General features: G+C 65.1%; 16 protein-coding genes. 3 read left to right on the forward strand and 13 right to left on the reverse strand.

Annotated features, from left to right (window positions below):
* Positions 1-42: 42 nt before the first annotated feature.
* The 11 genes from ACPXCG_RS18120 to ACPXCG_RS18170 all read right to left on the reverse strand — a co-directional run bounded on the left by ACPXCG_RS18120 (position 43) and on the right by ACPXCG_RS18170 (position 13,085).
* Complete coding sequence (locus ACPXCG_RS18120) at positions 43-1,482, reverse strand: amidohydrolase family protein (protein ID WP_425793431.1); 1,440 nt, start codon at positions 1,480-1,482, stop codon at positions 43-45.
* Positions 1,479-2,429 carry an amidohydrolase family protein gene (locus ACPXCG_RS18125; protein WP_425793432.1) on the reverse strand — a complete coding sequence of 317 codons (951 nt, stop codon included), beginning with the start codon at positions 2,427-2,429 and terminating at the stop codon, positions 1,479-1,481. The genes ACPXCG_RS18120 and ACPXCG_RS18125 overlap by 4 nt, the downstream gene beginning before the upstream one ends.
* Entirely contained in the window at positions 2,419-4,407 is a 1,989-nt protein-coding gene (locus ACPXCG_RS18130; RefSeq protein WP_425793433.1) for an acetoacetate--CoA ligase, read from the reverse strand. The genes ACPXCG_RS18125 and ACPXCG_RS18130 overlap by 11 nt, the downstream gene beginning before the upstream one ends.
* 153 nt (positions 4,408-4,560) lie before the next feature.
* A complete protein-coding gene (locus tag ACPXCG_RS18135) occupies positions 4,561-5,484 on the reverse strand; it encodes a VOC family protein (RefSeq protein ID WP_425793434.1) in 924 nt (307 codons plus the stop codon).
* The gene (locus tag ACPXCG_RS18140) at positions 5,481-6,365 is read right to left on the reverse strand and encodes a fumarylacetoacetate hydrolase family protein (RefSeq protein ID WP_425793435.1); all 885 of its coding nucleotides are present in this window, start codon (positions 6,363-6,365) and stop codon (positions 5,481-5,483) included. Before ACPXCG_RS18140 ends, ACPXCG_RS18135 begins: the two co-directional genes overlap by 4 nt.
* Before the next feature lie 28 nt (positions 6,366-6,393).
* Positions 6,394-7,623, reverse strand: coding sequence for an acyl-CoA dehydrogenase family protein (locus tag ACPXCG_RS18145; protein ID WP_425793436.1), 1,230 nt, complete (start codon positions 7,621-7,623; stop codon positions 6,394-6,396).
* Positions 7,624-7,670: 47 nt separating this feature from the next.
* Positions 7,671-8,189, reverse strand: coding sequence for a flavin reductase family protein (locus ACPXCG_RS18150; protein WP_425793437.1), 519 nt, complete (start codon positions 8,187-8,189; stop codon positions 7,671-7,673).
* A gap of 148 nt (positions 8,190-8,337) precedes the next feature.
* On the reverse strand, positions 8,338-9,138 hold the full coding sequence (locus tag ACPXCG_RS18155) for a FadR/GntR family transcriptional regulator (protein ID WP_425793438.1): 801 nt from the start codon (positions 9,136-9,138) through the stop codon (positions 8,338-8,340).
* A gap of 191 nt (positions 9,139-9,329) precedes the next feature.
* A complete protein-coding gene (locus ACPXCG_RS18160; protein WP_425793439.1) occupies positions 9,330-11,030 on the reverse strand; it encodes an aldehyde dehydrogenase family protein in 1,701 nt (566 codons plus the stop codon).
* Between the two features lie 107 nt (positions 11,031-11,137).
* Positions 11,138-11,980, reverse strand: a complete 843-nt coding sequence (locus tag ACPXCG_RS18165; RefSeq protein ID WP_425793440.1) for a DUF6578 domain-containing protein — start codon at positions 11,978-11,980, stop codon at positions 11,138-11,140.
* Positions 11,981-12,335: 355 nt separating this feature from the next.
* Positions 12,336-13,085, reverse strand: coding sequence for a phosphatase PAP2 family protein (locus ACPXCG_RS18170; protein WP_425793441.1), 750 nt, complete (start codon positions 13,083-13,085; stop codon positions 12,336-12,338).
* A gap of 144 nt (positions 13,086-13,229) precedes the next feature.
* Here ACPXCG_RS18170 and ACPXCG_RS18175 point away from each other — a divergent pair, with 144 nt between their 5' ends.
* Positions 13,230-14,342, forward strand: a complete 1,113-nt coding sequence (locus ACPXCG_RS18175; protein WP_425793442.1) for a ferredoxin reductase — start codon at positions 13,230-13,232, stop codon at positions 14,340-14,342.
* A gap of 9 nt (positions 14,343-14,351) precedes the next feature.
* Positions 14,352-15,593 carry a fatty acid desaturase family protein gene (locus tag ACPXCG_RS18180; protein WP_425793443.1) on the forward strand — a complete coding sequence of 414 codons (1,242 nt, stop codon included), beginning with the start codon at positions 14,352-14,354 and terminating at the stop codon, positions 15,591-15,593.
* Between the two features lie 200 nt (positions 15,594-15,793).
* On the opposite strand, the gene ACPXCG_RS18185 is transcribed toward ACPXCG_RS18180, so the two are convergent.
* Entirely contained in the window at positions 15,794-17,038 is a 1,245-nt protein-coding gene (locus ACPXCG_RS18185) for a DUF222 domain-containing protein (protein ID WP_425793445.1), read from the reverse strand.
* 399 nt (positions 17,039-17,437) lie between these two features.
* Here ACPXCG_RS18185 and ACPXCG_RS18190 point away from each other — a divergent pair, with 399 nt between their 5' ends.
* Positions 17,438-18,517, forward strand: coding sequence for an IS110 family transposase (locus ACPXCG_RS18190; RefSeq protein WP_425793487.1), 1,080 nt, complete (start codon positions 17,438-17,440; stop codon positions 18,515-18,517).
* A gap of 589 nt (positions 18,518-19,106) precedes the next feature.
* On the opposite strand, the gene ACPXCG_RS18195 is transcribed toward ACPXCG_RS18190, so the two are convergent.
* A complete protein-coding gene (locus tag ACPXCG_RS18195) occupies positions 19,107-19,364 on the reverse strand; it encodes a hypothetical protein (RefSeq protein WP_425793446.1) in 258 nt (85 codons plus the stop codon).
* Between the last annotated feature and the right edge of the window lie 26 nt (positions 19,365-19,390).

The raw sequence follows: 19,390 nt of genomic DNA on the forward strand, positions 1-19,390 counted from the left end.
CATCTCTTTCGGTTGCGGTCCTGTCATCCACGATAACGCCGATCACCGCGCGGTCGGGTCGGCCTCCAATCGGGCCAGAACGGCGTCGAGATCCTGCCGCGACCACCACCCACCGTCGCGGACCACCCCGGCGACGTCGTGTAGTGCGGTGTGGTCGATGAGTGGATCTCGGTCGAGTAGAACGAGGTCCGCATTGAATCCGGCCGCGACCCGACCATGAGTGTCGCCCCGGCCGAAGAACCGTGCCGGCTCCGACGTCGCCATCTGCAGGATCTTCAGCGGCGTCAGCCCGGCGGAGGCGAGGTGGTCGAACTCGTCGTGCAGCGCGAAGCCGGGAATCACCCAGCCCGCCCCATTCGCGTCGGTGCCCGCGATCATCGGCACGCCGGCCTCGGCGAACACCTTCGTCATCCGCAACTGGGCTTCCCAATGGTCACGCAGCGCGGCGCGAGTCGCCTCGGGGAGCTTGTCGAATCGGTGTGTCGCCTTACGCCATCGTTTGATCTCGGCCGCGTCGATGTACTTCAGGCGCGGATCATGTTGGTGTTCGGTAGCATCGGGAAACTGCTGGGTGTGTAGGCGGATCAGTGTCGGACACTGCCAGGTCTCGTGTTCGATGAACAGCGCAGCGAGCTCTGCCGCCTTGTCAGCGTCGAAGGTGTCGTCGGCGCGGGTGAGTTCCGCGGCGGCCGTGGGAGAGGTGCGCGTCGCCGGATTCACCACCAGTCGCGCGATCAGCTTGCCGACGATCCGATCCATACCCGGGATCTTCACGCCCGGTATCCGGATCTGTTTCGGTGGCACCGCTCGGATCTCCGCTTCGCAGCACGAGGTGGCCGCAAAGACCGTCGGTCCGGGACCCAGGTGCTCGATGCAGCGCATTCCCCCGTGCGCGGCGTCACGGGGATCGACGTCGCCGGGAAGATGACCCGCCAGCGGGATCCCCAGGCGGGTGGCCTCGGTGAGCGCGGCGAGAAAGCCGTCATGCTGCGTCATCCCCGCCTTGATGAAGTCGGCGCCCTGCTCGTGCTGGGCGCGCACCTCGTCGGTGGCGGCCTCGGCAGTCGCGGCATTCATGGGAGTCAAGAGCATGCCGGGGGTGGCGAGTAGTTCCGGCGCGCCGGTCGGCGCCGGAAGTCGGCCCGCGGCGCGGTCGGCGAGCAGCGCGGGACTGCCCGACATCTGCCGGAACCCGACCACCCCGTTCGCGAGCATGAGTGCGTACGCGCCGGCGACGTCGTCGGGGGTGTTCAGCGCGTGGGCGTGACCGTCGATGAAACCGGGTACGACGAATCGGCCGCTGCCGTCCACGCTCTCGACATCGCGGACCTCGTCTTGGGCGGCGTCGATCAACGCGATCTTCCCTGCTGTGATCCGGATGTCGCGATGCGGGACGAGGGTGCCGCCGAGGACGTCGACAACGGTGACGTCGCGGATGATGAACGAGTCCCGGATCGCGGGTGTGGTGACGTAGTGCGTCATGATTCCGGGGTTCTCCTCAAGAGGGTGACCGCGTTGTCGGCAACCCGCGTGCGCCAGGGATCGTCGGCGTCCGGCCAGTTGTCGTCCAACTGCTTGGCCAGCAGGTCGACAGCAAAGGCCGGGGTGAAGCAGTAGTCGCTGCCGTAGAGCAGATGGTCGGTACCGAATCGACGAGTGAATGCACCCAGCTGATCGGGTATCGGGGCGCCGGCCAGATCGAACCATAGGCTTTCCCAACCGAGATCGCCGTCGACGTCGGCGGAGACCAACCCGGCCAGGCGGAACAGTTCGACGCGACTGAGCATCGTCGGCAACACGGCGCCGCAATGCGGGACCACGAACCGGATGTCGGGATGACGAAGCAGCACACCGGCTGTGGCGAGATGGACGATCGTGCGCGTGGTGTCGAAGAGATACTCGAGCAGCGGTGCGGGGTAGCCGGTCAGCGTCGGATCGAAACCTGGTGGCGCGGTCGGGTGGACGAACACCACCGCCTTCTGCGCGGCCAATTCCTGCCACAGTGGTTCGAGGGCCGGAGCGCCCAGATACACACCGTGCGCGTTGGACTCGATACCCACACCCACACGGCCGGGGACGTCCCGGGTTCGTCGGGCCTCGTTGATCGCGCCGTCGACGTCCGGCAGGGGGAGTGTGGCGAAATACTCGAACCGGTTGGGATGATCGTGATGGAGACCGTGCATGAAATCGTTGACCTCGACGGCCAGCGAACCTGCCGCCGCATCATCGCCGAAATGCACTCCGGGAGAGGAGATCGACAGCACGGATCGGTCGATGCCGACCTGATCCATCATCGCGAGATGGTCCTGGACAGACCATTCCGGCCACGCCGGCATCGCGTCGGGCGTGATGTGTCCGGCGGTCTTCGCGGCGTCGACGTACCAGTCCGGTAGGACGTGGGCGTGGACGTCGACGAGTTCACCGCTCACCGGAAACTCCTGTCCGGTCTGCGTACTTCGCGAAAGAGCGCAGAGCGTCCGGATCATCGACGGTGTCGACGCCGGTGACCTGCATCAGCGGTCGTCCCTGGATCAGGCGTTTCACCGGGACCTCCAACTTCTTGCCGGTGCGCGTGTGCGGGATGGCGGGCACCTCGATGATGTCATCTGGGACGTGGCGTGGCGATGCCTTCGATCGAATCGCCTCACCGATCCGTCTGCGTAGGTCGTCATCGAGCACGCCGCCATCGGCCATCACCACGAACAGCGGCATCCAGTAGCCCGACCCCTCGAGCTCGGCTCCCACGACGAGAGACTCACGGATCTCGGGGAAGTCCTCGACGACGTCGTAGATGTCGGCACTGCCGAGCCGGACACCCTGACGATTCAGCGTGGCATCCGACCGGCCGGAGATGACGAGGCTGCCGCGCTCGGTGACCGTCACCCAGTCGCCGTGGCGCCAGATACCCGGATAGACATCGAAATATGCGTCCCGATAGCGGCTTCCGTCCGGATCGTTCCAGAACGCCACCGGCATCGACGGCATCGGAGTGGCGATCACCAATTCGCCGACCTCGCCGACGACCGACCGACCGTCGGTGTCCCACGCCTGCAGGTCGACACCGAGTAACGGCGCCGAGATCTCCCCCGGCCAGACCGGCGTGGTGGGGGCGCTGCCGGCGAATCCGCTGACCACATCGGTGCCGCCACTGGTGGACGCCACCTGGACATGAGCACCGAGTTCGTCGTGCACCCAGTGATAACTCTGCGCGGGCAGCGGTGCACCGGTGCAGCCGATGGCCCGCAACGCGGACAGATCGAAGGCGGTGGCGGGACGGAGACCTGCCTTGGCGCTTCCCGCCAGGTAGCCCGGGCTGACACCGAGAACCGAGACGCGATGGTCGGCGGTGATCTCCCATAACCGTTCGGGTCCTGGGTGATTGGGGCTGCCGTCGTAGAGGACGATGGTGGCCCCGACCAACAGTCCGGATACCACCATGTTCCACATCATCCAGTTGGTGGTGGTGTACCAGAAGAACCGCTCACCGGGCCGGAGATCGTTGTGGAGCCCGAGCAGCTTCAGGTGGTCGATCACCACGCCGCCGTGTGAGTGGACGATGCCCTTTGGTACACCCGTCGTCCCCGACGAAAAGAGCACCCACAGTGGATCGTTGAACTCGACGCGGACGAACTCGGGTTCGGCGGGGTCGGAGACGACGCCGTCCCAGTCGGCCACGCCCGGGGTGTCGGTGGCGTCGGGCCAGGAGCCGAGAATCGGCACCTGTAGCACCGCCCGCAGTGTGGGCACCGAAGCTCGCAGTTGCTCGACCTCGGCTCGCCGGTCATGCGCCTTCCCGTTCCAGCGGTAGCCGTCCGCCGCGATCAGGACGGTCGGTTCGAGCTGGCCGAGCCGGGCCGCGGCACCCGCGGCGCCGTAGTCCTGTCCGCAACCCGACCAGATCGCGCCGATCCCGGTGGTGGCCAGCAACGCGACGACGGGATGAACGGAGTTCGGCAGGTATCCGACGACTCGATCGCCCCGACCGACGCCTTGTGTCCGCAACCATCGCTGCAACGATCCGACCATGCCGCGCAACCCATCCCAGGTGACCTTCGACGTGGTACCCGCCTCGTCCACCGCAATGATGGCGATCTCGGTGCCGTCGTCGGTGCCGTGGCGTCGTAACGCGTGTTCGGCGTAGTTGATTCGCGCACCGGGAAACCATCGGGCGCCTGGCATCGTCGAATCCGGTAAGGCGACGTCCGGAACGTCGTCGGCCTGCACGTCGAAGAAGTCCATGACCGCCGACCAGAAGTCTCCGACCTGCTCGGTCGAGTAGGTCCACAGATCGTGGTAGGTCGGGTGGTCGACGCCGGTCTGTGCGGAGACGAACTCGGCGAACCGGGCGAGCTGGGTGTTCGCGGAGTCGTCGGAGGGCTGCCAGATCGGGGTGATGTCGGGGGTCATGGGATCCTCGTGTTGTGCGGGAGGGGTTTCGATACGCGGCGGGCTCGCTGCGCTCGCTCGTCGCCACTCAACCGGCGGGTAGGGGCTCAGCCAGCGGCGGCGGCATTTCCGCCGATCGAGTGGCCCGGAGCGCCAGCGGAGGGCGTATCGAGATCAGACAGCGCTGTGCACGCCGGACATCAGCGCACCGAGGTCCTCCGGTGCCAGGAACGACGGGGGCGGTGGCGGGCCCCAGCTGAACAGACCCTTGGCCCCTTCGAACACCTCGGGCGTCCACAGCTGGTCGTCGACGATGGAGTCCATGTCGGAGTAGTACTCGCTGAAGTTGCCTGCCGGATCCTTGAGGTACCAGAAGAAGTTGGAGCCGGCGTGATGACGGCCCAGACCCCAGACGTGACGATCGGGATCGGCCTCGAGCATGCGCGTCGCGCCGCGACCGATGTCGTCGACGTCGTCGAGCTGCCACGACGTGTGGTGCAGGAAACTGACCGGCGCCTGCTGCACCAGGACGTTGTGATGGTCGGTGGAGCAGCGCAGGAACGCGGCCAGGCCCTTGACCTCGTCACTGACCTTGAATCCGAGGCCGTGGGTGAAGAAACGCTGCGTCACAGCATGATCGGTACTGCCGATGACGGCGTGACCGAGCTTGCGGGGCTTGACCGGATTCTCCCGGAGGATGCCCGGCGCTCGGCACGTCTTGCGCTCGAGACGGCCCGGCCCGTTGTAGGGCGTCGGTTCCACATGGGTCTGGGTGATCCGGGGCTGCACCTCGACCACGGCACGCAGGCCGGTGGCCTGCTCGGTCGCCGCGATGCTGGTGGCCGTCCGGTCGAACGGGATGCCCAGCCCGTTCAGATTGTGGGCGATCTGGTCGATGTCGTCGGGGCTGTCGGCGCCGACGGTGAGTCCGATCAGCCGACGCGACGGCGCATCGAGGATCCGGAGTTGGCGTCCGCCGTCGACCGTTGACAGCCAACCGTCAGCTTCCTCGGTGAGGCCGAACTCCGAGTAATAGGAACGGGTTTCCGCGACGTTCGGCACACCCACGGTGACCGAGGCGAGACGATGCAAGCTCATGATGATGCTTCCTGGGAGGTTGCGGAGACGAAGGTCTGGTGGAGTTCACCGATGCCGGAGATCCAGCTGTCGAGACGTTCGCCCGGCGCGAGGAAACGTTTGGGATCGCGCCCGGCGCCGACCCCGGATGGGGTACCGGTGAAGATCACGTCGCCCGGATAGAGGGTCACGTTGCGCGACAAGGTCGCGACCAGTTGGGAGACCGAGAAGATCAGCTCGCGGGTGCGGCCCTTCTGCATGCCCTCACCGTCGATGGTGCAGCCGAGTTCGAGGTCGTCACGGTCGGCGAGCTCGTCCGGTGTGACCAGCCACGGTCCCTGCGGAGAGAATCCAGGGAAGGACTTGCCGAGACCGAACTGCGGTGCCGGACCACGGGTCTGGGTGATCCGTTCACTGATGTCCTGCCCTACCGTCAGCCCGGCGACGTGATCCCAGGCGTCGCTCTCGGCGATGTCGGTGGCCTCGCGACCGATGATCGCGACGAGTTCAACCTCCCAGTCGACCGCGCCGTTCTCGGGGATGACGACGGTGGTGTCGGGGCCGGAGAAGCTGGACACGTACTTGGTGAAGACCGGCGGCAGGTGTGTCGGCGACTCGAAACCGGATTCGGCGGCATGCTCGTCGTAGTTCAGGCCGACGGCGAACACCTGACGCGGCCGGGGTGACGGCGCGCCGAGGCGGGCGCGGTCGATGGGCGAGATGTCCGCGGACGAGACGTCGAAAGAGGCTGCCCAATCGGCGAGTTCGGACCATCGGTCATAGACGGATACCAGGTCGGGCCCGAAGCGTCCGTCGGACGCGGTGGCGATGTCGATACCCTGTTCGGCGCCGGAATCCCCGGTCACCAGGACCGCACGGTCGTCGTGGTTGGCAATACGCATGAGTGAGTTCTCCTTTGGTGGTATCGGGTCAGACCATCGGGGTGATTGGCTCTTCGACCCCGAGAAGGGCCTTGCCGTAGACTTCGTAGCTGACGGCCGGCGCGACGATGGCATGCCGGGCTCCGGTGGCCGAGTCGCGCCAGATCCGTTGCAGAGGGCTGACTTCCGCGAAAGACCCGGCACCGTGGGCGGAGAGCAGAATGTCGATGGCGCGGGTGATGCACTCGGCGACGTAACCTGTGTCGGACCGGACCCTGGCCCGGGCCAGGTAGTCGGGGTACTCGCCACTGGCTGCCGCAGCATCGATGTCGTCGGCGGCACGATAGGCGTGCAGGTGGGCGGTGTCGATCAATCGAGCTGCTTCGGCGATCTGCAGCTGGAAGGCGGTCGACTCCTTCTGCGAGGTGAAGAAGGTGTAGGAGATGGGTTTCTTCGGCGCTTTCTCGATGACGAAATCGAGTGCTGCCCGGCCCATTCCGAGCTGCGGTCCGACGAGCACCAGCGCGAGTACCGGTACGAGTGCGGAGCGGTAGAGCACCTCGTCGGTGTGCTCGGTGGCATAGTTGCCGACGAGGGCCGGCGGCACACTCATCACACGGTGGTCGGGTACGAAGATGTCGTCGGCGATGAGGCAGTTGCTGCCGGACGAGCGCATCCCGGCGACGAACCAGGTCTCCTCGAATTCCATGTCCTCGCGTGGGATCAGGGCAGTTCCCTGGTCGATCACATTCCCGTCGGCGTCGGTGATCGGGATGCCCATCGCGGCCCAGGTGGCATGCCACGATCCGGAGTTGTAGAACCACTTGCCGGTGACCCGATAGCCGCCCTCGACCTTACGGGTCTCGGCGGTGGGGGCCAGCACCCCGGACACCTTGGCGTCGGGATCGGCACCGAACACCTCGTCCTGTGCCTTCTCCGACATGAGGCCCACGAGCCAGTTGCAGACATTGGTGAGGGTGACCACCCACGATGTGCCGCCGTCGGCCTCGGCCACGGCTGCCGACACATCCATCATGGTGCGCATCGACGTCTCGTACCCTCCGTACCGCTTGGGGACCGAGATCCGGAACAGGCCGGCGTCGGTGAGCGCCTGGATGCTCTCCTCCACGACGCGGCGGTCCTGCTCACCCTGGGCGGCGTTACGCGCCAGCAGTGGCTTCAACGCATGCGCTCGAGCGACGAGTTCGGCGGCGGTCGGGACCTCGGCCGGGGTCGGGTCCTCGGTGGGTGCGGTGGGTGCGGTGGCTGTGGTGGTCATATTCGTCTCCTGATGTCGTGAATGGAAGTGGATCGGGCGTCGGTGAATCAGCTTGCGCAGGCGGTTATCTGATCGATGATGGGCGGCCGGCTGCGAACAGCGAATTGCGAGTGGGTACCAAAGGTCCGGTGTCCGTAGACAAGTGGTGGCCGGTGGGTGGATGCGGCATCGGTGACGGCGCCGATGAGCAGCAGGTGATCGCCTGCCTCGACGGTCTGGAACAGCTCGCAGGCCGCCCAGCCGGCCACCTCGTCGAGACGCGGCAGCTCGCCGGCGAGGGTCCACGGTGCGACGGCGAAGCGATCCGCGGCGCGGGAGGCGAAGGTCATCGCGACGTCATCCTGACCCGAGTTGAGGATGTTCACGCCGAACCTCCCGGTGTCGAGGATGCGGGCCAGCAGACTCGAACGATGGTCGAGCGCGATGGACAGGAGTGCGGGGCGCAGGGAGAGCGAGGCCAGCGAGCTCACTGTGGCGCCGTGCGGACCGTCGGTGTCAGCGGTCGTGACGACCGTGACGGGTGCACATACCCCTGCCATCAGATCGCGGAACTGTTGATCGAGCATCGCCCGGCACCTCCAAATAAACATGATTAATTACTTGGATCACAGCCTGCGCGTGACACGGGTCACTTGTCAAGGAAATTCGTCAGATTCATCATGATTAATTACGGAAGCGGGCCGAGACCGTGAATAGTCGCAGTTCAGCCGGGTGTCAGGAAGCGGATGCGACTGATTCGGGTCGCAGGATCATCGTCGGATCGGTGCGACGCAGTGCGGCAACGGCCGCATCGGCGTCTCGCGCGGTGAGCGCGCCGACCAGATCCTCGACGGCCTGAGCGAGCCCGCCGAGGTACACCGGGACTTGTTCGCGGGCCGCGTCCAGGTGGGCCTGCAGGTGTGAGGTACCGACGTCCATGATGCTGAGGTAGAGGCTGTTGAGAAGTTGGCTGCTGCCGATACCGGCGAAGTATTCGTGCACGTTCCAGGCAGCCCAGACGAAGCCGGACAGATCACCGGAGGCGCGGGTTCGGCGGACATCGGTCAACCGTTCGTCGAGGGCACGCAGGTCGTCGTCGGTGAGAGCGCTCATGACCTCGGTCACGAGCAGGGGTGCGAGTGCGTCTCGGATCTGAATCGACTCGGGCAGAGACGAACTGTCCGCCGCAGCCGCACGAAACCAGCCGTTCATCCGCGAGAGCGGCGAGGGATCGGTCGCGAAGATGCCGCCACCCGGGCCCGGTCGTGAGGTGATGACGCCGCGTTCCTGAGCGAGCTTGATGGCCTCGTTGACCGTGCCGACCGACACCTCGCAGATACCGCGGATATCGTCCTTGCTGCCGATTCGCTCGCCTGCGGGAAGTCCGGCTGCCAGGCGGGCGATCTGATTGGCGGCCAGCTCGGCCCGCGACAACCCGATCGTGACGGTCCCCGGCAGGCTGATGGGGCGCTGCCACATCTCCGGCGCGTAGGCCGGGATGTCGGGTGGCTCCTGGTCGGGGATGTCGGCGGGCACGTGTCGATGGTAACGCGAATCCATCATGATCAATCGTGGAGTCACCACGGGGTGGGCGTGCGACCGCCGCTCAGCGTGCGTCGATCTGTGCCAGGCCCCGCCGAATCGTCTCCTCCACCTCGCCGACGTTCTCCCGATGTCGCTGCGCGGCAGCATGTTCGTTCATCTCTTTGGCCGATCGAACGAGCGTCTCAGGGCAGCAAGATCGCCTTGAACACCCCTGGTATCCGGCCCCAACCCGGGTGAGCGGCGTAATGCGTGAGCGCCTTCGACGCCGAGGTGTTGGCCTTGGAGGTCACCAGCCAGGGCATCGGCGGTGCCATCGACGCCTCTCCGCCCAGCCACGAGCGTGGGAACGGGCGGAACGGTCCGTTCACCACCACCCGTTCGGGGCCGGCGATCAGCCGGGCGTTGTGGACGACACCGATACCGCTGCCCACGTCGTCGAGTGTGTTGCCCGGGAAGGCGCCCCACGGCATCACCGGGGCGAGGTATCCCGTGGCCGACCAGCAGTTGATCCCGATGGTGCCGTAACGCAGATCGGCGATCGCTTCGGTGAAAGCAGGCCCCATCGCCTTCCGATCATGCGGGGCGACAATGAGACTGGCGCCGAGAGTGCCCACGAGGCGATCATTGGCGAACCGAACCGCATTGCGCAGGAAGTCGGCTCCGACTCCGGGAATAGTGGTGTGACCCAGTACGGGCGAGAAGTACTCGGTCCGGTAGAGCTCGTCCGACGTCGAATCGCCCACCTCGATCAGCATCCGGCCACCGTGACGTTCGGCGCCGGGATACGCGTGGTGGGCCCGGGCCATGTTGCCGTCACTGCCCGGATACCAGTTGCCTCGCGGAGGCAAGCTGTCGAAGACCTTCCGGATGGCGTCGAGGAACTGCGTGCGTTGCGGCCAGGCCGAACTCATGATCATGGCCTGACCGGCGATGCAGTTGTGGCCGCTGTTCTGCAGCTTCTGCGTCGCGACGTTCTCGGCCTGGTAGGTGAGGTCGGCGTCGGACCATTTTCCGGGTACGACGATGATGGGCGAGACACCGCCGAGTTCACTGGTGATCGGTTTCGCCATCAATGGTGTGTGGGCCGCGCGCCGGTGCTCGCCCTCGGTGCCGCGACCCCAGACGATGGCATCGTGGGTGGATGCGCTGCCGGTGATGTGGACATGTCCGATCTGCGGATGGCTGGTGATGTACTCACCGACATCGCCCTCGCCGTTGATGATTCGTAGGATGTCATGCCGGATCAGCGGTGCGAAAGCCTTCTCGTACACCGGTAGTAGTTCGGCGAAGGTCGGATTCAGCTTGAGTAGGCTGACGCGGTTGTGGGCGACGAGTTGGTACAGGGCATCGAGTGGTCCGATGAGTGTGGCATTGCCTGCGCCCAGGACCAGACCGACGCCGCCACTCTCGGTGGGACGTCGTGCGGCGAGCCCGGCCGTCGCGCGCACCTCGTCGATCCCGACACCCGGCGGCATCCAGATCTCGCCGATGAAACCGTTGAGCAGCAACGCTTCCTGCGCGCCATGTGGCAACACCTCGAGGGTGATCCGCCCGCCGGGTGCCCGGCCGACCGGTACTCCGTCGACCGGGTTGCCGCCCCTGGCCAGAGTCGTCAGGGTCTGCGCCGTCGCGGTGAGGGTCGCCATGGTGATGTAAGGGCCGACGAGCCACTCTTCGCCGTGTACCGATGGTGGGGTCTGTTTGATCCGGATCGCCGTATCGGCCCACTCGGCCGCGTTGTCGCGCACGGTGTCACGGGTCCGGAGAAGGAGCGTTGCGCGTTCGTGAAGCGCCATCGACGCCCACGCGTTCGCCCCGCGTCCGAGCTCGTCGATCAGGCGGTCGAGCTCCGTGTGATCCACGGGATGCGAAATGGTGGTCATACTCACCAAGTGTGACACCGCATGATGTGAACGAGGAGTAGTTTTCGCATCATTTGTGCAGGAAGGTCGGGTTTTCGGCCGTTCCGACGACATGACGTGCTCGCGGACTATGAGATGTCGTCTGCGTCGATCGTGAGGACCACGAAGAGCAGATCTGTCACGATGGCCGCGGGTGTGCCGGCCTCGACGTCGACATAGGCCCGGAAGCCAGGCATGACCGGCCGGCTGATGCTCACCTGTCCGACCTCACCTCGGACGACCGATCGCGGTACCCCCTCGCCGCCGTTGATGTCCAGGTCTGGATCGGACAGATCGACGCTAAGTCGTTCCCCGCGCGCAGGGACGGTGGTGCCGAAGATCTCCGCCGGGCCGGTGAGATGCACTGTACGGGCGGCACGCTCGCGGGCGGCACGGTACTCGGCGATCTCGTCGGGGCCGGGCTCGGTGATGGTGTCGATGGCGAGCCCGACGACCACGCCGCCGACGGATCGAACCTCGCCGGTGCGGTCATCCTCGGCCGCCGAGTGCGGGTGCCGTTCTGCCGCAGTGACACTGGTGTACTCCCGGGAGTCCGATACGAGGTGCCACTCGTCTCCCGCGCGCCGGGCGAGGGTCGAGGTTTCATACACCGCGGTGATGGTGGCGACGACCTCGGGTCGAACGGCAGCGGTCTCATGCCACGACATGGACAGCATCAGCGCTCGGCCTCGCGGATCATCGAGGTCCGGTGCCCAGTGTGCCGAGCCACCGGGAAAGCGGATCAGGTCGAGATCGCTGTCCCAGGATGTCGGCGCCGGCACCAGAAACCGATGGTCCGGATCTGCCGGAAACGCGGACAGGCTACCGGTGACCTGTGCGCCCTGGGTGGGAGTGGTGCCGCAGCAGCCGTACTCCCAGGACGAGATGTGCGCGTAGACGGGATCGTGTGGAGGAGAGGCCAAGATGATCACGAATTGCATCGGGAGGTGGACAGCCGCGGCACGAACGCCCCGGGTCCCGATGTACCTGTCGGTCCAGGCTAGGCCGACTGCCTCGACTCGGCAAGATGCAGATTGGCTGTTCAGGGCAAGGAGTCACGGCGGATCAGTGCGATATGGATTGAGCTGTAGGTCTTCACCGATGGGAACCAACCCAGCGCCCGCATTCCGTAGCCGGATCGCGGCCCTCGGAACTTCACGAAGCCTTGGTCGCTGGCGTCAACGAGCTTCGCGGCCATGTCGTCGTGCAGGATGCTGCACTTGTTCTGCGCGTCTCGGGCACGCCTGTACAGCGCCTAATTGACCAGCGTGGCCCGACCGGCCGCCATCAAGGAGTAGATAGTGCGACAACATCGGTCGGCTGGTCGACGGCCGACCTCTCGAACGGGTGGTCTGGCCGGTCGGCTGAGGTGGGTTCCTCGACACGACGGCTGCGAGGTCCACGCCACGGATCGGGGAGCAGCATCCCGGCCGCTGCCACCAAGAGCACCGAGATCAGCACGTCGCTGGGGCGGTGCCAGCCGGCCGCGACGAGCGAGACGCCGATCACCGCGGCCCAGCCTCCGAGCACGATGCCGATCAATGGGCGCAGCACCGGGGGAGTGGCAAGGATCAGCACCACGGCGACGGCAGTGACCGCCGCGGCGTGGCCGCTCGGTGCCGAGTTGGACGTCTCGGTGATCCAATCGTGGAGTTGCGGACGGGTCAGGACGTGGTCGCGCAGGATGCGGGCAACCAGGATGGCGGCCGGTGGAAACGAGAGCAATGCCACGGTCACGATCAGCGTGTGCCGGGCCTCGGCGCGCGATCGGAACCGTCCGAGCTGGATCAGCACCACGACGGCGGCTGCGACCCCCAGCCACAGCAGCGGGTTGGAAACGATGTCGATCGTGACGATGGCCGGTACGTCGGCCTTCGGGATACGTCGACCGGCGTCCAGGAGCCACTGGTCGATGCGCTGGCCGGTCGGTGTCCGCACGGCGACCAGGAAGACGGCCGCGGCGGCGAGGACGAGTGCGGCCGCGACCATCACTGCGCGTGAGAGGGAGGGGGTGCGCCCAGTGACAGTCGCGGCCATGTGAGCAACGCTAGAGGGTGAGTCTGGGAGCGACCTGGACGAAACCTGAGGACCACCGATGTGCCGCGAAGATGTGCCGCGAACACTCCGACCGAACGGCCAGATCTGTGTACAGTTGTGCACCAGGGGGTGGGAGGAGCCTGTATGGACCTTTTGAAGTGGAGCAAGCGCCCGGCGGCCGACGTCGAGGCGAAGAAACCCGAGGTCAACATCGTGCGGGGCCTCATCGCCCGCGCGACCACGCCATTGTTGCCCGATGACTATCTGCACCTCATCAATCCGCTGTGGAGTGCGCGTGAATTGCGCGGCCGGGTCGTCCACGTCGAGCGTGAGACCGAGGATTCCGCGACGGTCACCATCCGCACCGGATGGGGTTTTCCTGAGTCGTACAAACCCGGCCAGTACGTGGGGATCGGGCTGCAGGTCGGCGGGCGCTGGCATTGGCGGTCCTATTCGCTGACCTCGATCGGTAGTTCGGACGATCGGAAGATCGCGATCACGGTGAAGGCGAATCCCGACGGGTTCCTGTCGACGCACCTCGTCGACGGTGTCAGTCCCGGGACGATCATCCGTCTCGCAGCGCCCAAGGGCGACTTCCATCTGCCCGAGCCGTTGCCCGACAGCATCCTGTTCCTCACCGCGGGCAGTGGTATCACGCCGGTCATGTCGATGCTCCGGTCCGTGAGCTCACGCGAGCAGCAGCCCGACATCGTGCACGTGCACTCGGCGCCCACCCGAGACGACGTCATCTTCCTCGAGGAACTCGAGGGCATGGACTCCGACCTGGTGTCTTACAGTCTGCAACTGCAGCTCACCCGCGAGCACGGTAAGTTCGAACTCGACCAGCTCGATGCCGAGGTCCCGGATTGGCGTGACCGTTCGTGCTGGGCCTGCGGGCCCGTGGCAATGCTCGATACCGTCGAGGAGCGCTATGCCGACGAGGGGCTCCGCGACCAGCTCCACATCGAGCGGTTCGCCATCGCACGGACCGATGTGGGTGGTGAAGGCGGGACGGTCACGTTCACCAAATCTGGTAAGACCACTGAGATCGACGGCGCCACCACACTTATGGAGGCAGGCGAAGGACTGGGAATCCAGATGCCGTTCGGCTGCCGGATGGGCATCTGCCAGACCTGCGTTGTTCCATTGGCCGGGGGCTACGTGCGCGACCTGCGCAGTGGCGATGAGCATCGTGAAGGAGATCGAATCCAGACATGTATCAGCACCGTGTCTGGAGAATGCACACTCGACCTGTAAAGGGGAGCAATGGCGATCACCGACATTGATCAATACGCACATCTGACCGACGCCGACGTCGAGGCCCTGGGCGCAGAACTCGACGCGATCAGGCGGGACATCGAGGAAGAACGCGGCGAGTCGGATGCCCGCTACATCCGGCGCTCGATCACCATCCAGCGCAGCCTCGCCGCCACCGGTCGTGTGGTGCTCATGTTCAGCAACCGCAAGCCGGCATGGGTGGCAGGAACCGCCATCCTCGGTCTGGCGAAGATCGTGGAGAACATGGAACTCGGGCACAACGTGATGCACGGGCAGTGGGACTGGATGAACGATCCGGAGGTCCATTCATCATCGTGGGAGTGGGACACCACGTGCCCGAGTGTGCAGTGGAAGCACTCCCACAACTTCGTCCATCACAAGTACACCAACATCGTCGGGATGGATGACGATGTGGGTTACGGGATTCTGCGGGTGACGCGCGATCAGCCGTGGGAGTGGTGGAACGTCGGGAACCCGTTCTACAACCTCACCCTCGGTACTTTCTTCGAATACGGTGTGGCGCTTCACCATCTGGAGACCGAGAAGCTCCGCAAGAAGGAGAAGTCCTACCGGCAGGCCTTCAAGGATCTGCGGATCATCGGTCGTAAGGTCGGCAAGCAGGCGGCCAAGGACTACCTGATCTTCCCGGTCCTCGCCGGTCCCAATTGGAAGTCGAACATCACCGCCAACTTCACCGCCAACATCATTCGCAACTACTGGTCGTACATGGTGATCTTCTGCGGCCACTTTCCGGACGGTGCCGAGAAGTTCACCGTCGAGGAGTACGAGAACGAGGACCAGCCGCGCTGGTATCTCCGACAGATGCTGGGATCGGCGAACTTTCGTGCCGGACCGCTGATGCGTTTCATGAGCGGCAACCTGAGTCATCAGATCGAACACCACCTGTTCCCCGATCTGCCGAGCAATCGGTACGAGGAGATCGGTGTTCGGGTGCGTGAACTGTGCGACAAGTACGACCTGCCGTATACGACGGGTTCCATTGTGCACCAGTATTTTCAGTCGTTCCGGACCATCGCCAAGCTCGCGCTGCCCAACGCGCTGTTGAAGGCAACGTCCGACGATGCGCCCGAGACTGCCTCGGAGTTGCGGTTCGCCGTGCGCGATGGTGTACAGAACCACTTCGGGGTCGATCCGGTGACCGGTCGGCGTCGGGGTCTACGCACTGCGATGCGGGAACTCAAGAACGCGCCGGTGCAGGCGGCGAGCTGATCGGGCGGCCGCCGTGTCAGGGCGGCCACCCGAGCAACAGTGCGCGCACACTTCTTTCACACTCACTTTTTTCACACTATGGAGTTGTCAAAGGACTGATGCGGTCCCGGCCGGATGAACCGTTGTTTGCCGGGTGCGAGAAATCAATTGCGCTGGGACGGTTGAGCGCTGGGCCTGTTGAGCGCTGGGCCAGTTGAGCGTCAGCCGGCCAGTGCGAGGTCGTCGGTGGTCAGCGTGCGTCTGTTGTAGGCACGCAGGGGTCTGCGTCTCGGGTCGACGGTCCGCGGTGGGATGAGCCATGGATGCTGGTCGGAACCGATGAACACCTCCCAAGCGTTGTGATGCACATCCGCATGACACGACGGACAGAGCAGGCAGCCGTTCACGAGACATGTGTCCCCGCCGTCTGCCCAGTGACGGATGTGGTGGGCGTGGGCGCGGTCGGCAGGTGCGCCGCACTTGATGCAGCACTGGTCGCGAACGTAGAGGGCCTTGCGTAGGTGCGCCGGGAAGAATCGCTTCTCGCGGCTGATGTCGAGCGGGACCCGTTCGCCGTCGACGATGACGGTGGTGACCGACGTGTCACATGCAAGTGCGCGCATCGTGGCCTCGGTGACCGATCCCATGAGCGCCAACGACGACAACGTCGGAGCGTCGGCCGGCACTTCAGCAGCACCTGGGTGCGCGGCGCGGACGCGGTGTCGCCACAGCGGGCGGCGATGTCGAGGAGCGTCTCCAGGGCGTCGGCCTGACGACGCTGGGTCGACCGCATCCGGTGAGCCGTCGGGTTCTGGCCGGGGCGCTGCCAGCTCGTCGATGGCCGCACGGAACTTCTCGCCGACCTCGACGTCGAGGTCGGCCCGCACCTGGAGTCGACCGTCATCGTCTTTGCCGTGATCGAGCGTGTTGAGCGCCCGATCTTCGGCCGCAGGGAGGCCGCCCTCGCTCGAAGCGGCGATCTGGTTGCCGAGTGTCCGTGCGAGATCCATGATCTCGGCGGGTGTGGCGCCGGAGAAGAACTGTCCGAGAAGATCTGTCACATGTTTATGACGCATCGCCCCATCGATCGGTTCCGGCGATCGTGTCGCGATGTGCTTCATGCCGCGCACGATCGCATCGGTGTGCTCGCCGGAGATGGCGCCGTCGGCAGCGTGCGCGTCCAGGGTCGGGAGTTGTGCCGCCCCGGCCGCGATGCGCAACAGTCGCTGCGCCGCCGACGGCGCAAATCCCATGACGATCAACAACTCTCGAGTGGTCCGTCCGTGATCTTTGGCGATTCCCAGGCGATCGAGTGCACCGGCGAGGACGGCTGCACGATGGTCGATCTGGTTGCGTGCCCTGATGGTCGACTGCATTGCCTCGAATTCGCCGCGACCGCTGAGTTCCGCATCAATACGCAGTTCGCCCAAGATGTCGGTGATGGTGAGATCCCCCGCTGCTCCCATGACCCCACACTACTCGCATGTATGTTCGAGTCAAGAACTAATAGTGGTTTAGCCCAACGACTTTCAGTACCAGCAGTGAACTGCAGTGGACTGCAGTGGACTGCCGTGAACAGGAGTCACAGGAGTCACGCCTTCGGATGTGGCTCCCGACTTCTATGTTGGGGCGGCATCGTGTTCGAACCTACGGGTCGTAGCGTGCCGTAGGTGACCTCGGGGATGACTCGCTGGCTTCCTGCCACCCGTCCGGCCGGAGGGTTGGCTCTAAGAGGGTTCTGTTTCCTCGCGGTCACTGTTCGCTGCCTGGCTCAACACAGGAACGCCGCCCGTCCCTGGGTGGCTGGAAGTCGGAATGCCGGCAGCGGATTGCCACTGTCCACTGCTCGGAAGGCGCACCTCACAGTGATCGTGATCGGTATCGACCCGCACAAGTCCACCCACACCGCTACCGCGGTGAACTCGGCCAACAACCGGGATCTCGGATCTGTGCGGATCAGGTCATCGTTCGACGATTACGCACAGCTCATCACATGGTCCAAGGCGTGGCCGGATCGGATTTGGGCCGTGGAGAACGCTTCCGGGCTCGGGCACCATCTCACGCAGTGGTTGGTCAGCCGCGGTGAGGCGGTCGTCGATGTCCCATCGACGGCGACGGCCCGGGTGCGTCAACTCTCGCGTGGTGGCCGCCGCAAGAACGACCGCATCGATGCCGCTGCGGCGGCGTGTGTGGCATTCAGTCAGGGCGATTTTCGGCCGGTCGCCCCAGAAGGCCAAACCGGTGTCTTGCGAGTCCTCGACGAACGCCGGGTCGACCTGGTCAAGCAGAACGGGCGGCTCGTCAATCAGCTCCACGCGCTGCTGCGAGAGCTGTTCCCGGGCGGCATTGGACGTGATTTCGACACCGAAGACGCCGCCAAGCAGCTCAAAGCGTTCCGGCCCGAGACTCAGGCAGACGCGATGCGTAAGAACGTCGCCCTCGAGATAGTCGGCGACCTGCGGCGAATCCAGTTTCAGATTGACGACCTCAGCACCCGAGTCAAGACCGAGCTCGCTGCGAGTGGCACAAAGCTGATGAAGATTCATGGCGTCGGGATCGATACTGCGGCACGGATTCTCGCTCGGACCGGTGATCCGACCCGCTTCGCGAACGAGGCGGCATTCGCGAGCTACACCGGTACCGCTCCTGTCGAGGTCGCCAGTGCCGACAAACAACGTCACCGGCTCTCACGCTACGGCGATCGCACTCTGAACTCGGCGATCCACATCGTCGCCGTTACTCAAGCCAGAACACCCAGCAGCGACGGATACGCCTACCACCAGCGCAAGATGTCCGAAGGGAAGACCTCACGCGAGGCGATGCGCTGCCTCAAACGACAAGTGGCGAAACGGTTATGGCGCACAATGAGAGACGATCATTCAGCAGTCTCGCGCCCATGTAGTCAGGCAGCTCTTGGCAGTTCACGTACTGGTTGGCGCCGTTGATCCCGGAGGCTTGGGGCCAACGGGTGAATTGGTGGTGGGAGTAGCCCTCGGTGGAGTAGATCTGTGCTTTGGCGCCAGTGATGGTGGCGTTCCCCCCGACCCTCGTTACAGGCTGTGTCGGGGACGGTGAATCACGCGGCGATGTAGTGGCTGTCGATGGCCTGATCGCTTTCGCCTCGGAAATCGTACTGGGGGGGGCGGTGCAGCCACACCAGATGGTGTACTGGCCCGAAACCGGGAGCAGTGGGCAGTTCGCGTCAGCGTCTCCCGGTCCTCATCGGTCAACACCAGTTCAATTTTTGGTCGCCCACCTGCTGTACCTCAGGGTTGTTTGCAAGAGTGACGCCGACCCGCAGTTGCCGCCGTGCCCTGTGCCCCCGGAGCCAGCAGCCGATCTGTGCATCGGTGAGCGACTCGGCGTCCAGGCGTGTGGCTATCTCAGGTTGATGACCGAATCCGCGGTCATCCTTGGCGCCGCCAACCAGGTCGTAAGAAGTCAATTCAATGAACTCGTGTGGTTTCTCGCGGTGGTGGTGCCGTCGGGGTTGTCCCCCGACGGCACCTCGCCCTGCCCACGTGTTGCACGTTTCTACCATCCGATGTGGATCAGGACGCCGAAGGTGAACAAGTAGCCGTAGACCACCGTCCCCACCACCAGTGACCACCCGAAAACTCTGAATAACGGCCACTTGGTGTGCAGCAGGATCGCGACCAGCACCGCGAGGAGCGGGGCCAGAACAAGCGCATTGATCATCCAATGGCCGACTTCTGGCACGGCCAGAAACGCGGTCCACCAGAGCGCTCCGGCAGGAAGGCCGCAGAGGCCTTGCACCAAGGCCCAGGCCATCTGCGGGGGACCCGTCGGAGTTGACC

Origin of the sequence: Gordonia sp. DT218, from assembly GCF_049847105.1 — a bacterium.
GTDB lineage: Bacteria > Actinomycetota > Actinomycetes > Mycobacteriales > Mycobacteriaceae > Gordonia.

What these genes read in the sequence shown, in the direction of transcription:
- ACPXCG_RS18120 (WP_425793431.1), bottom strand. Translation starts at nt 1,482, where the DNA reads ATGACGCACTACGTCACCACACCCGCGATCCGGGACTCGTTCATCATC.
- ACPXCG_RS18130 (WP_425793433.1), bottom strand. Translation starts at nt 4,407, where the DNA reads ATGACCCCCGACATCACCCCGATCTGGCAGCCCTCCGACGACTCCGCG.
- ACPXCG_RS18135 (WP_425793434.1), bottom strand. Translation starts at nt 5,484, where the DNA reads ATGAGCTTGCATCGTCTCGCCTCGGTCACCGTGGGTGTGCCGAACGTC.
- ACPXCG_RS18140 (WP_425793435.1), bottom strand. Translation starts at nt 6,365, where the DNA reads ATGCGTATTGCCAACCACGACGACCGTGCGGTCCTGGTGACCGGGGAT.
- ACPXCG_RS18145 (WP_425793436.1), bottom strand. Translation starts at nt 7,623, where the DNA reads ATGACCACCACAGCCACCGCACCCACCGCACCCACCGAGGACCCGACC.
- ACPXCG_RS18150 (WP_425793437.1), bottom strand. Translation starts at nt 8,189, where the DNA reads ATGCTCGATCAACAGTTCCGCGATCTGATGGCAGGGGTATGTGCACCC.
- ACPXCG_RS18160 (WP_425793439.1), bottom strand. Translation starts at nt 11,030, where the DNA reads ATGACCACCATTTCGCATCCCGTGGATCACACGGAGCTCGACCGCCTG.
- ACPXCG_RS18170 (WP_425793441.1), bottom strand. Translation starts at nt 13,085, where the DNA reads ATGGCCGCGACTGTCACTGGGCGCACCCCCTCCCTCTCACGCGCAGTG.
- ACPXCG_RS18175 (WP_425793442.1), top strand. Translation starts at nt 13,230, where the DNA reads ATGGACCTTTTGAAGTGGAGCAAGCGCCCGGCGGCCGACGTCGAGGCG.
- ACPXCG_RS18180 (WP_425793443.1), top strand. Translation starts at nt 14,352, where the DNA reads ATGGCGATCACCGACATTGATCAATACGCACATCTGACCGACGCCGAC.
- ACPXCG_RS18185 (WP_425793445.1), bottom strand. Translation starts at nt 17,038, where the DNA reads ATGGGAGCAGCGGGGGATCTCACCATCACCGACATCTTGGGCGAACTG.
- ACPXCG_RS18195 (WP_425793446.1), bottom strand. Translation starts at nt 19,364, where the DNA reads ATGGCCTGGGCCTTGGTGCAAGGCCTCTGCGGCCTTCCTGCCGGAGCG.